Origin of the sequence: Paenibacillus intestini, assembly GCF_030803945.1 — a bacterium.
In the GTDB taxonomy this organism is placed as follows: Bacteria; Bacillota; Bacilli; order Paenibacillales; family Paenibacillaceae; genus Paenibacillus; species Paenibacillus polysaccharolyticus.
Map to the genome: position 1 here is coordinate 270,090 of NZ_JAURUN010000004.1, position 15,293 is coordinate 285,382.

Sequence of the window (15,293 nt, forward strand, 5' to 3'; positions counted from 1 at the left end):
AGAAAACCAGTTGGAGTCAGACCAGAATTTGTTCAATCTCTGCAATAACATCAGCATCCAGCTTAACTCCAGAAGCTGCAGCATTTTCTTTAACCTGTTCCGGACGGCTCGCTCCGACCAGAGCGCTGGAAACATTATTTTGCCGCAAAATCCAGGCCAGTGCCAGTTGCCCCACCTTCAGGTCCAGCTTGTCTGCAACTTCGACTAATTGACGTACTTTTCCGATGCGATCTGCGTTAATTTTCCCTTCATCCCAGCCAAGCTTGGCTGCCCGGCTATTCTCCGGGATATCGGAGACAGATGTATATTTCCCTGTCAGCAAACCTTGTGCAAGTGGTGAATAAACAACCTGTCCGATGCCTTTACGTTCACCCAAAGGAATGATCTCGCTCTCAATATACCGATCAAACATATTATATACCGGTTGATTCACGACAATACGATCCAGCAACAAGCGATCTGCTGTACCGAGCGCAGCTTCCATCTGAGCCGCTGTCCACTGGCTCACACCTACATATAACACTTTACCATGACGCACCAGATCATCCAGTGCACGAAGGGTCTCCTCTATCGGTGTCTCCTGATGATAACGATGGCAATAGTAGATATCGACATAATCGGTGCCAAGGCGTCTCAAGCTGGCCTCGCACTGCTCCATAATATGTTTGCGGGACAAGCCATGATCGTTAGGGCCATCACCCATTTTGTTAAACACCTTGGTTGCGAGAACATAAGAACTCCGTGAGTACGCTTTCAATGTTTGACCCAGCAATACTTCTGCGGCTCCCCGCTCATAGGCGTTGGCTGTATCGAAAAAGTTGATCCCTTCATCAAATGCCGTTTCAATTGATTTCACCGCATTTTCACGTTCCACATATCCTCCGTACGTCAACCAGCTACCTAAGCTGATTTCGCTTACTTTCAGTCCGCTTCCACCTAACCTGCGATAATCCATGAATGCATGTCCTCCTCAGAATGTAGAAATGATGAAGTTAAGTTCCATATCCTATTGTAACCCAACCTGAACAAATGGAAAAACATATAAGTAGAAGCTCAGGAAAAACAGCAAAAAAAGCACACCGCGAGTGATGTGCCTTCTGTAACCTTGGTAGAGAAATTCATCTTCTCTTTTATGGCAAAATAATACTCAGTGCATTTAAAAGCTCAGTCTGTCTAACTGGCTTTGTCAGCACGGCATCAAAAACCTCCGTCTGCTGAATATCCATATGCATCCCATATGGAACGAGCACAATGACAGGCAGCCCTTCAATCTGCTGTTTCAGCGCAATGACGAAATCGACTGTGATGCCCTCACGCAAGCCCAGATCTACAACAGCCACATCCGGCTTATAACCTTCCTTGATCCATTCACATGCGGTGGCTGAACCCGAAGTCATGCGCACATCCATCTCCCAATTCCGCATCAGGGAGGATACGCCCTGCAAAATATCAGGATCTTTGGCGAGTAGCACTTTTTTAGCCTTCAAACGTTGCTGCACACTTGTGATTTGCGGCAAGTCCCAATACCTGCGTAATGGCAATGAAATCCGAAACTCTTCTTCACCTGGCAGGCTGTTTACCTGAATACGACCATGCATCAGAATGGCCAGATTCTGGCTGACTGCTAGTCCCAGATTACTACCAATCAGTTTTTCCGTACTGATCGTTTCCGGTTTGGCAGTAGAAATTCGCAAGCGGTTGTCAGATAACATCTGTCCCGTGTATCTAACCCGTAGCAAGAGAAGGCTTGTATCCTCTACTTCCTCTCCCCTCATCTCTGCTGTTACCAGTACAGCACCTTCCCGAGTAGAATCCATGGCGTATTGCATCACATGGCCTAACATCTGGCCAATCTTGATCTCATCGCCAATGAAAACTTGCGATACATTCAGATTCAGATTTAATCCCAGTTCTATCTTTTTGCTTGCGGCTGTTCCGGCATAGAGATAGACGGTGTTCTCAATAGTGCTGACCAAATCAAAGGGATCATCATGAATAACCGTTTTTCCTGCCTCATTGATATTAAAGTTCATCATATTGTTGAGCAGTGAAAGCAGAATATTACCGCTCGTTTCAATCATATTCACATACTCAGCTTGTTCCTCCGACATGTCGGGTGTCCGCATCAGATCCGTCAATCCCAAAATGCCGTTCAACGGATTACGGATCTCATGACTCATCAGTTTGAGCATTTGTGTCTTGGTCATGGCCTCGGATTCGGCACGTTCCTTCTCCGCCTGCAATTTCTCCTGCAACTGTTCTGAATCGCTGAGTCTCTGTTCCTGAACGTGCAGCGCACTCTCCAGGTCAACAACGTATCCCAGAAAAACAGCCATAGCTTTAAGTGTTTTCATATCGGTTTCACTGATCTTATACCCTGGATCATCCATTATGCATATCGTTCCGTAGGATTCACCTGTTCTACGTACAATAGGTACTCCCACAAAAAAGCGATTACCCAATCCATCCGTGACATTCATTAATCGTGTTACAGAATGTTCGGTGGTATCCGAAATGGTAACGACACTGTTATTGTCTCTCAGAACCAGACTGCAGTAGGATTCCATAAAAGGAAGCGCAGTCCCTTTGACAATTAATTCTTCCTTGCGGTTGAAGGCTTCCAGAATGACATTAGTCACTCCGTCATTCGTGGCTACGAAGATGGTATTCACTCTTAATATGCCACTTAATACGTCCACAATATGGGCCGCTGCTTCTTCAATATTTTCATAGAAGCCTTGGTTAACGCCTTCTACCGTCCCCATGATCCAACCCCTCTTTGTTTGTCTTGGCTGCTATATTAAGTTCACCGATCAGAATGTTGATTCACATGCAGGGGTATGCCGGGGAATCCGAACGATTGTCACAAACTATACTTATATGTTTAACACCACAGAAGTACAAGAGAATCATCCTGTGCCTGTAACCTCTTCTTTCACCGAATAGATCTGAAAAAATGCTTCGATCCACGGTATCTAACTTATAAGTTTATACTTGCAGGGTAAATAGAAATTATACGCTTCTGTTTGAATTTTGGGAACCTTAAACCCGCGCCAAATCCCGGAAGATGCCCTTCCACCTCACAGGGGGTGTGATCATAATCACACCCAAAAACCCACATATAGTTTATAAATGGATAATACAAATCTACATGTAGTATATAACTCATATATTAATCAAATTATAATCTATTCAAAAATCATTTAGGAGGCACGTTACATGACTATGCTTGAGCATGCCGCACCACCGGCAACCGATCTGTTATCTGACCTGGGAAGACGTATAATTGGCGCAGAAGACGCTGATACGCTGAGGGAGAATGCAAATCTGAATGGAGATTCCTTCAGCGGCAAGATGAGCAGGCTCGGATCGGAGACAGCCAAATGGCATGCCATGCGTCATGTATTGCCAGAGGTGCTTGCAGATGCGGTGGAGAATGGCGATCTGTATGTTCACGATCTGGATCAGTATGCCCTTGGAACAACCAACTGCATTTTTATTCCATTCAGTCGATTGCTGGCTTCCGGCTTCAATACGGGCAATGGATCGGTTCGCACACCACAAACCATCATGTCTGCGATGGCTCTGGTCGCGATCATCTTCCAGTCACAGCAAAACAGTCAGTACGGCGGCGTATCTGCCAACAAAATTGACTGGGATCTGGCGCCTTACGTACAACGCTCTTTCATCAAGCATTTCCGCAAAGGTCAACGGCTTTTTGATGAACAAGCCTTGCTGACGGACGAGCAGCTTCATCTGGACAGCGCCGAAGCGAAGCAGCAATGCCCGCGGGCATTTGCTTTTGCATATGAAGAAACGGAACTGGAGACAGGACAAGCCGCCGAATCTCTTATACATAACCTGAATACGATGAGTAGCCGGGCGGGCGGACAGATTCCTTTTACATCGCTAAACTATGGTATGTGTACATCAGCTGAGGGTCGTCTTGTGTCGCGCTCCCTGCTCGAAGCAACGATTCGTGGCCTCGGACATGGGGAAACGCCTGTATTTCCACAGCATATTTTCCAGTGCAAACAAGGGGTTAACCAAGCTCAGGGTGACCCGAACTATGACTTGTTTCGCCTCGCGGTAACCTGTTCTTCACGGCGGATGTATCCTAACTTTGTCAACGTGGACGCATCGTTTAATCTACCTTATTATCACCCGGAAGACCCGGATACGATCATTGCTACCATGGGCTGTCGCACACGTACCCTTGCGGATCGGTTTGGCCGGAATCGGCAAAGTGGTAAAGGGAACCTGTCCTTCAATACGGTCAATCTGGTGAAACTAGGGATTCGGTTTGGCATCTGCCAAAACAATCGGGCTGTTGCGGATCGGGAAGGATTCTATGCGGCCCTGGACAAAATCATGCACAATGCCGTGGAGGGGCTACTTCATCGGTATGCCATTCAGAAGAAACAGCCTGCCAAATCATCGGACTTCATGATGCGTGAAGGGGTATGGGAAGGCGGAGAGAAGTTGGAACCGGATGAGCCGGTTGCCGATCTGTTGAAACACGGCACGTTGTCTATTGGATTTATCGGACTCGCCGAATGTATGACTGCTATGTATGGACGCCATCATGGACAAGATATGCATGTTCATCGCGAAGCACTGCATGTCATCCGTACGATGAGAGAGTTCTGTGATCGGATGAGTGAGCTGCATAACCTGAACGTTACATTGTTTGCTACACCTGCAGAAGGACTATCCGGTAAATTCACCAAATTAGACCGGGCACGTTACGGCCCCATCTCTGGTGTAAATGAGCGCGAGTATTATACGAATTCATTCCATATTCCGGTCTATCATAACCTTCCTGCCTACCGTAAGATCGAACTGGAAGCTCCATTCCACGCTCTGTGCAATGCCGGAGCCATCTCTTATGTTGAACTTGACGGCAATGTGCGGGCAAATACATCAGCCTTTATGCGCATCGTACAGTACGCGCTGGCACAGGATATCGGTTACTTCTCGATTAATCATCCGATTGATCGTTGCCCTGAATGCGGGTATGAGGGGGTCATCGGTGATACCTGTCCGGGATGTGAAGTTCACGAAAATGAGGTTCACTTCCAGCGCTTGCGCCGTGTAACCGGTTATCTGACAGGAGATTACAAGGTACGCTTCAATGCTGCGAAGCAGGCCGAAGTGCGGGATCGGGTGAAACACCGGTGAATCTGTTTGGTTACATTCCCGAATCGGTCAATGAAGGAACCGGCCTTCGTGCTGTGCTGTTTATCAGCGGATGCCGCCACGCATGTCCGGGCTGCTTCAGCCCGGATTCGTGGAGTTTTCGCGCAGGTGAACCCTTTACAGAAGAGCGGCAGCAACAGATTTTGCATGAGGTCACGAACCATCCGTTGCTGGATGGCGTGACGTTATGCGGGGGTGACCCCTTTTTCTCAGCAGCAACATGTACTCGTTGGGTACGTCAGTTTCGGGATGCAAGGCCAGATCTGACGGTATGGGCCTATACCGGATTCGAATATGAGGAACTCATCACCGACCCGGAAAGAGCAGAGCTTGCACAGCTATGTGACGTGATTATCGACGGGCGTTACCTTGCAGCAGAGCGTGATGTGTCTTTGCCCTTCCGTGGAAGTCGTAATCAGCGGTTGATTGACGTGCCCGCAACACAAGCATCTGGAACCATCGTTACATTGCATCTTGGTGCAGTGTAACGATGTTTTTCTCTTTTTACACCTGAAACCTTTGGATGACCTGATTCAGTTCGTAAGCCAAACTTCTCAGCTCGTGAGAAAGACTTGATACTTCTTCCATCAGCGCCAGTTGTTCTTCCGAAGAAGCACGAGCCTTGTTCGCGTTACCGGATGAATCCGAAGCCACAACACCCAATTGCTCCAGAGAAGCAGCAATCTGATCACTGCTGGCTGACATTTGCTCGGAGGCGGCGGATACTTCGTAGACTTGTCCCGATACCTTCTGAATAGATTCGACAATCTGGCGGAATGTTTCTGCCGTTACTACGGATGTCTCTGCTCCTCGTTTAGCGACATCCACTGAATCTTCAATGGAAGTTACGGCCTTCTCCGTATGATTAAGGATACCTTGAAGGATCTGGTCGATCTGATCAGAAGACTCTTTGGAGCGATTCGAAAGCTTCTGAATCTCCTGTGCAACCACAGCAAAGCCTCTTCCTGTCTCCCCTGCTCTAGCTGCCTCAATGGAAGCATTCAGCGCAAGCAGGCTCGTTTGATCCGCAATATCCCGAATCATGGACATGATTCCACCGATGCTGCTGTTCAGTTGTTGAAGATCATGAAGAACTACGACCGTGCCCGACATGTTAAGTTCAATCTTCTGCATCTGATCCACCATCGTTGTAATATCTGCCTCCCCTCGGCTAGCGAGATCCGTTGTATCCGCAGCCAGTTCAGCAACCACCTGAGATGAGTCAGCAATTCGTTTGATACCAATGACCATCTCGCCGATGGACTCCTGGCATTCATTCGTGGATTGTCGTTGCTGTTCTGCTCCGGAGGACACCTGCAGCATCGATTCGGTAATCTCTTGTGAAGCTTCAGTGGTACGTTCCGAACTCATCTGCAGATCCGCAGCTGAGCGGGTCACACTCGCAGAAGTGGACTGTATGCCTGTAATCAGTTGCTGTAGCCCCCCAAGCATATGATTAAATGCGTTGGCCGTTTGGCCGATCTCATTGTTATTGCGCACATCCAGACTGACTGTCAGATTGCCGCCTGCTGCCTGTTTCGATACGTCTGCCAGCTTCTGTAATGGTCGAAGTACAATGCGAGCCAGAATGACCATAACTATAATCATAATGACGGCAATGATAAACCCACTCCCCAGACTGTACAAAAACATCCACATCTGATCCTGCTTCACTTGGGCTGCGTCCAAATCCAGACCAAAAATAGCAATCGTCTTACCCGTATCATCTTTGATCGTGCTTAGATAGGTCACCCACGTCCCTGCAGTATCCGTGTATGATTCTGTAAAAGCGGTTCCGTTCTGGAATACATGATCATATGTATCTTGAACTACTTCTGGAATTTCGTATTCGACACCGGGGACCATCTCCAGATCGTAGAGTGCCTGATTGACTTGCACCCCCGTTAAGATCTGTTTCCCATCCCGTTCGATAATATCCGATTTGAATATATAAGCATTTGCAATAGAGGCAACACCGGTCATCGCATCGAGTTGTTCTTTCAATGACGTGAGTTCGGGAGATGTTGGCTTAGGTGAAGCCTCCAGTTGCTGATTCGCCTGTTCTACCCACTTATGGTTGAGCTGAAGCTGATTGGACAGCGCCTTACCTACCTGATTGATTTCTTCGTAGTAAGCCTGCTGACTTTGTTTGAAATTCAACACACTCATCAGGATGATCATTACAAACAAAATGATGGCAATCAGGACAGAACTGGTGAAAACCAAACTTCGATTGCGGAAGTAGCGTAACATTGCAGATTCCCCTTTTCCTTTACTTTTCTAGCTTACATATCCGTCCTGATAAAGAATGAGTTCGGATTCGACTCCTTTCTCCACCTTTGCCTTCAGCAAATGATATGACACTATATAATATATATCGTGATATAATTGCTTTTTTTGAATGGGGATCATGTAAAAATAAAAAAAGGCCAACCGTTAAAAACAGGTTGACCTCGCATAATAGAAAATAGGAAAAAGATGGTTATTGATCTCTTCTATCCTGCTCTCTATCGTTTACATTTTCTATATGTTAATGAACCTCAAAATGACGAACACGGACGCCCGTAGGTAATATTAGATAGATATCCTGCACTCCTGATGCGCCTGTCAGTTCAACCTCTACCGTAGACCACTGCTGGGCACCGCTTTGTGCCAGCTCTACACGTCCTGCAAGGGCACCGTCCGGGGTACCCAATCTCACTTCCAGCACACCCCCTTGCTGTTCTGCAGATAGGCGAGCTTCAAATGTGGTGGCCCCGTTGCCAAGGTCAGCATCCCTAAAGGCAATCCACCCTTGTTCTCCTATGACACGGACTGCTGTACCACCCTCTTTGCACTCATCCAGTTCCACACTCCGATAAGCATCATAATTCTCGGCACGTGTAGTCACGCTCAAGTCACGCGCAGGTATGATCTCTCCATCTATTTTTAGATCTGCGACCAACTGCACATCGGAGGAAGATTTGGCTGCCATAATCGAATAGATGCCATCCTCCACCACATAACGATCACGAGTAACATCCCAGATGGCCAATTCCGAAACAGGCAGGTCAAAATGAACAGTCGCTGTCGCTCCAGCTTCAATATGCAGACGTCGGAAAGCTTTTAGCGTTTTAAGTGGACGTTTCACTCGTGACTTTCCTGCACGCACATACAACTGCACGACCTCGTCACTGGCGATTGAACTGGTATTCGTCACATCCACTCGAATGGTCACGCGGTCGTCTTTTCCTGCTTGCGCAGGACTAATCTCCAGATTGCTGTATTTAAATGAAGCATAGGTCAGACCATGTCCGAACGGATATAACACATTTCCTTCAAAATATTGATACGTGCGGCCCGCTTGGATAATGTCATAATCCCGGATATCAGGCAGTTGATCTTCCGATTGCACCCAAGTCATGTTCAGACGGCCTGCAGGTGCATAGTCTCCGTACAATACGTCAGCGACCGCGTTCCCCAGTTCCTGTCCGGCGTGTGACGTATACAGGACCGCTGGAATATTCTCCTGAACCCAGTTGCAGGTAAATGGATAACTTCCTACAATCACCACCACGGTGTTCGGGTTAGCTTCATGTACGGCCTTCACCAGCTGAAGCTGTGATTCAGCCAGCTCAAGACTTGGACGATCCACTTCTTCTTTACCGTTGACGAGCGGGTTGTTACCGACAAATACAATCGCTGTCTCTGCTGCTTTGGCTACAGCAACAGCTTCGCCGATCCCATTCGTTACGACATTTTGCTCGAATAGCTCTGCATCACCGAATGTTGTCAACTCTTCGGCCACCTTGAGTGCATCATGGCCATCGTTCGATGTCGTCACGATTCTACCATTCCATGTGGTGAGCCCCACACGACCATCCGCCTGTGGCAATAGATGAAACACTTCTTTGACAAACCAGCCGTACACTTCATTAGCCGAGGCAGTGACCGACTCTTCATCTGTGGTCAGGTATTTGCGGTTACTCTCTGCCTGCAACGTGTAACTACCGAATCCCCAATCCGTCACTCGGAATGTCTCGGCTTCTTCTGAGGCTCTCACTGCCATCTCAGATGAGCCCTCCACTCTGACAAGGCCCAGCTTTTTGCCGCTTGCTGCCGATGTCAGCGTGATGCGATGGTCACCGTCCTGGTAGGTTACGTTATCACTGCCCACTTTGCCGCGAATCGCTTCCAGTGGCGTGACGCTGTAGGGTAGCGTACCAGCATACCAATCCCGATAGACCGTTCCGCCAAGCTGGCCAATCACAGCTACTTTGCCTGTTTTGGTTTTGTCCAACGGAAGGGTACCATTTTCGTTTTTGAGCAAAACCACCTGCTCTCTTGCCGCCCGGAGAGACAGCGCTTTGGCCTTCTCCGTCATCATGGATTCCTCGCCAATTGCAGCGTAGGGATTGCCTTCTTCCGGATCAAATTCACCTAGACGGAATCGCACACGGAATGTATTAAACAAGGCTGTGTCGATATCTTCCATGGTCAGCAGCCCTTGCTCCAATCCTTCACGAAGCGCTTGCTTGGACAGTTCGGCATCGTCGGTGATACTGTCGATCCCCGCTTTGACCGATTCAACCGTACCGGGTGTGTGGGATTCATAATATTTATGATCATTCTTGATGCCCATCACGTCGCCCGCGTCACTGACGATGAATCCATCCATGCCCCATTCGCCTTTGACAATCTCGTTCACAAAAGGATGTAGCAGAGCCGGCGTGCCATTGATCGAGTTGTACGCTGTCATCATTGACTGCGCTCCACCTTGCTTGAATGGCTTTTCGAATGCTTTCAAATAATATTCACGCATATTGCGTGGATCAATGCTGGATGAGCCGCTACCACGATCCACTTCGTTGTTGTTGCCGAGGAAGTGTTTGAGCGTTGCCACAGCTTTGTAATACTTGGGATGGTCGCCCTGCATACCTTTGACCAATGCGGTTGTCAGCTCTGCGGTCAGTTCCGGGTCCTCGCCATACGCCTCTTCGTTTCGTCCCCAGCGCGGGTCACGTTCCATATCCACCGTGGGTGCCCACAGCGTAAGACCGTTGACGGCAGGATTCCGTTTGTAAAATACACGTGCTTCGTCTCCGATGACGGAGCCGATCTCTTTCATCAGGTCGGTATCCCACGTACATGCGAGTCCTACAGGCTGCGGGAATGAGGTAGCTTCACCAAGCCAAGCCAGGCCGTGAGCGGCTTCCGTTCCATGTTTGTAAGCAGCAACACCCAGGCGTTCTACGGCTGGCTGGTATTGCAGCATGGATTCAATTTTTTCATCGTCCGTCAAGCGGGACACAAGGTCCTTCACTCGATCGTTAAGTGCCATTGTTGTATCTTGAAACGGATATTTCGTTTGATGAGTTGTCATATCTATTCTCCCTTTAATGTATAGTATAGATTGATTATGATAGCGAATACATTTTAATTCATGAAAACGGACTATATCTTTCGGATTACCTCTCTAAATTAGGCAAAATACCTTTATAAATCATGATTTATTTTTATTTTAGGGGATATTAATCAAAAACCTAAAACGATTTCGGTAATCTTACTATAAAACATTCTGATATAAAAAAACAGAGGGACGTTTCAAGAAAATGTTCCTCTTCCTTTTTTAAAAATATGTAGCTACTCGTTTTTTTCTGGCATACTCTGGCAATCCTGATTAGAAGTACAGGGACTTCTGCTTCTGAACGTTCCCTATTATGCTGTGATCATGATTAGGAGGAAACCAATCCAATGAATAACAATGAGCAGTTGAACACAAGTTTACCACCGGTTCCCGAATCTTTGTGGCGTGCCGCGAATACATTCGAATCTTATCCGAAGTTAACAGAAGATACCACAGCGGATGTAGCGATTATCGGAGCCGGGATTGCAGGCATCACCACAGCCTATTTGCTTGCCCAGTCTGGACTGAGTGTCGTTCTGCTTGAAGCTGGAAAAGTACTGGACGGCACAACAGGCCATACAACCGCCAAAGTATCTGCACAGCATGGCGTCATTTTTGATGAAATTATGCATCACTTCGGACATGAGCAGGCACGGATGTACTATGAAGGGAATGCAAATGCAGCGAGCTGGATGCGTAGTCTGGTCAAGGAAAAGCAGATCGATTGTCAGTGGGCTGATGAGGATGCCTATGTCTATATTCAGTCCGATGACCATATCAAAAAGCTGGAGATTGAGCTGACCGCTTATGGCAAACTCAACATCCCTGGTGAATGGGTAGACCCCCTTCCGATTCCTGTCCCCTCGAGAGCAGGCATTCGTATGCCTGGACAAGCACGTTTCGACCCATTAGCTTACTTGCATCACCTGCTTGCTTCAGCCGTGAAACAAGGAGTACGTGTCTATGAACAAACAACGGTAACCGATGTGGAAGAAGAAGCCTCTCTGAAAGTAAGAACCTATAATGGTTCATTCGTCACGGCAGAGCACATCGTGGTTGCTTCCCATTTTCCCGTATATGATCCGGGATTTTACTTTACCCGCCTGCATGCTGAACGCTCCTATGCGGTGATGGTTGAGCCTGAGAAGCCCTATGCAGGTGGCATGTACATCTCCGATGATGATCCGGCCCGTTCACTCCGTGCTGTCGTTCATAATGGTAAAGAGCATATTCTATTCGGCGGAGAAAATCATAAAACCGGACAAGGCATCTGTACCTTCGGTCACTACGAACGTCTGGAGAAATATGCAGCCGAGACGTTTGGGATTCGTAACATCCCGTTTCGCTGGTCGGCTCAGGACCTGATCTCCATCGATAAAGTGCCCTACATCGGACCGATTACCGGAAGGCATGAACGGGTCTATGTCGCTACAGGCTTTGCCAAATGGGGCATGACTACTGGTACGATGGCCGGACATCTGCTGGCAGACCGAATTACCGGCAGAGATAACCCGCACGCAGAAGTATTTGATCCGGCAAGATTTAAGGCAGACCCGGGTTTCAAACACTTTATCGTAGAGAACGTCAATGTTGCGAAGGAGTTAATTGCAGGCAAAGTCGGTATTGTGCACAAAAATATAAACGAGCTTGGCAACGACGAAGGCGCAGTCGTGCGTCATAACGGTAAAAGGGCCGGAGCCTATAAGGACACCAGCGGTAAGTTGTTCCTGGTTGATACAACTTGCACCCACTTGGGATGCGAAGTGGAATGGAATAATGGGGAACGTTCCTGGGACTGCCCGTGCCACGGCTCACGCTTTAATTATGAAGGACATGTCATTGAAGGGCCTGCGGTCGAAGACCTGCCCATCCTGGATGTGCAGGGGCAGTAAATACAATAGAAGTAAACTATATATCCATACAACGAATAACTCCTTCCCCACCAAATGTACAAAAGTTGTATTTCTGCACTCCATGTGTGAATATACGTGGAGTTCGCTGACATACATTTCATCTCATAGACCGGATCGGTATCCGTCTCCAGACGGAAGCAGCCGACCCGGTTTTTCTGTATGCTGGTATAGAAGTAAGTTATAACACGGTCTCACATTAAATACATACTGAATGTTATGATAAATCCACTACCACTGCACTAAACATAGGGTGCGAAAGGAACACAAGATGAATAGACAACAATTTATGCAAGCTATGGAATTGCTTTTAAGTCCGATGGACCGGCTGGAACGTGCTGAACTCCTTGCAGATTATGCCCACAAGTTTACGCTGGGGTTACGTGAAGGCAAATCGGAGGAAGACATTGCACGGGAGATCGGCCACCCGGAGGAGATTGCGCGCAAAGTACTTGGTGAACGGTATAACGCTAACGCATACTCTGACACATCCGATAGAGGTGGAGTTCCCTTCGATGCACCAACGTTCAGAGAGATGAAACGACCTGTTAATCACAATCGGGCTACACGGAACTTTTTTGTATGCATCGGTTTAATCTTCCTTAATCTCGCACTCATGATTCCGATCGGTCTTAGCCTATGGTCTGTGTGGCTTACAATCGCAAGTCTATCCTTGCTTGCTCTGGCTCCTGTCGCTGCTGCCTTCGACTATCTGTATCTGAACCACCTTGAAACAACAGAAGTTTTTGTTGCCATTGGGCTGCTCGGTATCGGCATTCTGTTTGCCCTTGCCTCCAAATTTGTCTTTATTGCATTTAAAAATGTGACACTTCGCTATATTCGGTGGAATATCAACGTGATGAAAGGGGATGTTTCTGCATGAGCACTAAAAAATGGGTTGCACTGGCTCTCGTCTGCATTGGAATAGGTTTACTTGGAACATCGGTCTATGGCTTTCAGTTCAAGGATGAAAGGGAAGCATATAACAAGCGGTGGGAACTGGGCACCGGAGGACTGCAAGATGATCTGCAAAATATTCAGCTGGATGGCAACTTTAATGCGGATATCGAATTCATCGTTAGTCCAGACAACCAAGCGTATATCGAAGTGGACGGAAAGTGGGATCCGGAGGTTATTCAAAGTTTCGAGGAAGCAAGCTTTACTGATGGAACATTTGAACTGAAGCTAAAAAAATACAACCGTCTGAAGTTTTTCTCTTTTAATTGGAACTGGGGGGAACAAGATTCAAGAATAACCGTGGCTTTGCCCAAAGGATACCCTTTAAATGATGTCACATTGCACTCTACCTCAGCGGATTGGGATATAACCGGGCTAAATGCTGAACATTTGGAGATGAAAAGCACCTCAGGCTCCATCGTTCTGAATGATATCCAGATTCCTCGCATGGAATTGTCTCTGACTTCAGGGGACATTGCTGCTTCTGCTATTCAAGGGGATTTAGCCGTAGAACAGACATCAGGAAGCTTCACCGCAAAACAAGTGGATGGAAAAGTAAATAGCGTGATTCAATCAGGAGATGTGGAAATTGCACAATTGAATGGTGAGGCTAATGTTGAGTTCACATCCGGCAGTATTGATATCCAGCAATCTCACGCAGCGCCTATTCAGGTATCAGGGACATCGGGGGATATATCCATTCAGGCCGCACCTGATTTTGATGGAATTTATGAGGCCAAGGCCACTTCGGGCGACGTTAATATACCGGAGTCACCAGGCATAAGTCAGGATGTGATCCAGGCACGTACGACTTCTGGCAGCATTCGAATCACCCAACCGCGCTAACGTGTGATGAAGCATATTTCCGATCATTGGGTAAAGTATAGTATAATCAAGTGCTAACCCAAATGCTGAGGAGGAATATTCCTATGGAACTTAAAAATAAAACAGCCATCATTACTGGCGCCGGTAAAGGTATTGGCCGCGCCATCGCGGAAGCCCTTGCCAAAGAAGGCGTACATCTTGGACTGATCGCCCGCACCGCTTCCGATCTGCAAGCCCTTCAAGAGTCTTTAAGCCAGCAATATGGCGTGAAAGTAACAAGTGCTGCAGCAGACATCTCAGATCGCTCTCAAGCTGAAGCAGCGGTCGCAGCTATCGAGATGGAGCTTGGAGCAGTCGATATCCTCATTAACAATGCAGGGATCGGAAGTTTCGGTACACTGCTAGAGATGGACCCTGAAGAGTGGGAACGCATCCTGCATGTGAATGTCATGGGTACATACTATGTAACTCGGGCCATTCTTCCAAGCATGATCAAGGAAAGCAGCGGCAGCATCATTAATATCGCTTCAACGGCAGGTGAGCGCGGATTCGCTACAGGTTCAGCCTATTGTGCATCCAAATTCGCATTGCTGGGCATGACGGAATCCTTGATGCAGGAAGTTCGCAAATCGAACATTCGTGTAACCGCGCTGACACCAAGCACCGTAAATACGGAATTGGCTGTGAATGCCGGACTCAAAATCGGAGACGAGGATCGCATGATGCAAGCCGAAGATGTAGCCGAACTGGCGCTGGCTACCCTCAAGCTGTCTGACCGCGTATTCGTCAAAGCCGCAGGGATCTGGACAACCAATCCACAGTAAAATGTGACTCCACCAACCAGAATGCTGGTTGGTGGTTTTTGTGTTTATGATATAAAGGATATCTAACGTATTCGTGAGGATGCTGAAGGTAATTAATTCGAAAAGTGTTCCACAAGAACTAATATGCACAGCATTGGGTTGATTGTTTGTATCCAGAGTCATGATGCAGAGCACTTCTCTATCGTAATCATT

Annotated in this window: 10 protein-coding genes; 6 read left to right on the top strand and 4 right to left on the bottom strand. The window is 47.6% G+C overall.

Going from position 1 to position 15,293, the window contains the following annotated elements:
• Positions 1-16: 16 nt before the first annotated feature.
• On the bottom strand, positions 17-955 hold the full coding sequence (locus J2T16_RS14425; protein WP_221789681.1) for an aldo/keto reductase family protein: 939 nt from the start codon (positions 953-955) through the stop codon (positions 17-19).
• 175 nt (positions 956-1,130) lie between these two features.
• A complete protein-coding gene (locus tag J2T16_RS14430; RefSeq protein WP_221789679.1) occupies positions 1,131-2,765 on the bottom strand; it encodes a hybrid sensor histidine kinase/response regulator in 1,635 nt (544 codons plus the stop codon).
• Positions 2,766-3,219: 454 nt separating this feature from the next.
• On the opposite strand from J2T16_RS14430, the gene J2T16_RS14435 reads away from it, so the two are divergent.
• A complete protein-coding gene (locus tag J2T16_RS14435; protein WP_221789677.1) occupies positions 3,220-5,181 on the top strand; it encodes an anaerobic ribonucleoside triphosphate reductase in 1,962 nt (653 codons plus the stop codon).
• A complete protein-coding gene (gene nrdG / locus J2T16_RS14440; protein WP_221789675.1) occupies positions 5,178-5,687 on the top strand; it encodes an anaerobic ribonucleoside-triphosphate reductase activating protein in 510 nt (169 codons plus the stop codon). The genes J2T16_RS14435 and nrdG overlap by 4 nt, the downstream gene beginning before the upstream one ends.
• Positions 5,688-5,703: 16 nt before the next feature.
• Here nrdG and J2T16_RS14445 read toward each other — a convergent pair whose 3' ends face one another.
• A complete protein-coding gene (locus J2T16_RS14445) occupies positions 5,704-7,452 on the bottom strand; it encodes a methyl-accepting chemotaxis protein (RefSeq protein WP_221789674.1) in 1,749 nt (582 codons plus the stop codon).
• A gap of 277 nt (positions 7,453-7,729) precedes the next feature.
• Positions 7,730-10,561 (bottom strand): glycoside hydrolase family 3 C-terminal domain-containing protein, encoded by a 2,832-nt coding sequence (locus tag J2T16_RS14450; protein ID WP_499018574.1) that lies wholly within the window; start codon positions 10,559-10,561, stop codon positions 7,730-7,732.
• 371 nt (positions 10,562-10,932) lie between these two features.
• Between J2T16_RS14450 and J2T16_RS14455 the strand changes: the two genes are divergently transcribed.
• From J2T16_RS14455 to J2T16_RS14470, 4 genes are all read left to right on the top strand, one after another.
• Positions 10,933-12,477: an FAD-dependent oxidoreductase gene (locus J2T16_RS14455; RefSeq protein WP_336121712.1), complete on the top strand. Its 1,545-nt coding sequence runs from the start codon at positions 10,933-10,935 to the stop codon at positions 12,475-12,477.
• A gap of 289 nt (positions 12,478-12,766) precedes the next feature.
• Entirely contained in the window at positions 12,767-13,378 is a 612-nt protein-coding gene (locus tag J2T16_RS14460) for a DUF1700 domain-containing protein (protein ID WP_336121711.1), read from the top strand.
• Entirely contained in the window at positions 13,375-14,298 is a 924-nt protein-coding gene (locus J2T16_RS14465) for a DUF4097 family beta strand repeat-containing protein (protein WP_336121710.1), read from the top strand. The genes J2T16_RS14460 and J2T16_RS14465 overlap by 4 nt, the downstream gene beginning before the upstream one ends.
• 83 nt (positions 14,299-14,381) lie before the next feature.
• Positions 14,382-15,101, top strand: a complete 720-nt coding sequence (locus J2T16_RS14470) for a 3-ketoacyl-ACP reductase (RefSeq protein WP_090924125.1) — start codon at positions 14,382-14,384, stop codon at positions 15,099-15,101.
• Positions 15,102-15,293: the final 192 nt, after the last annotated feature.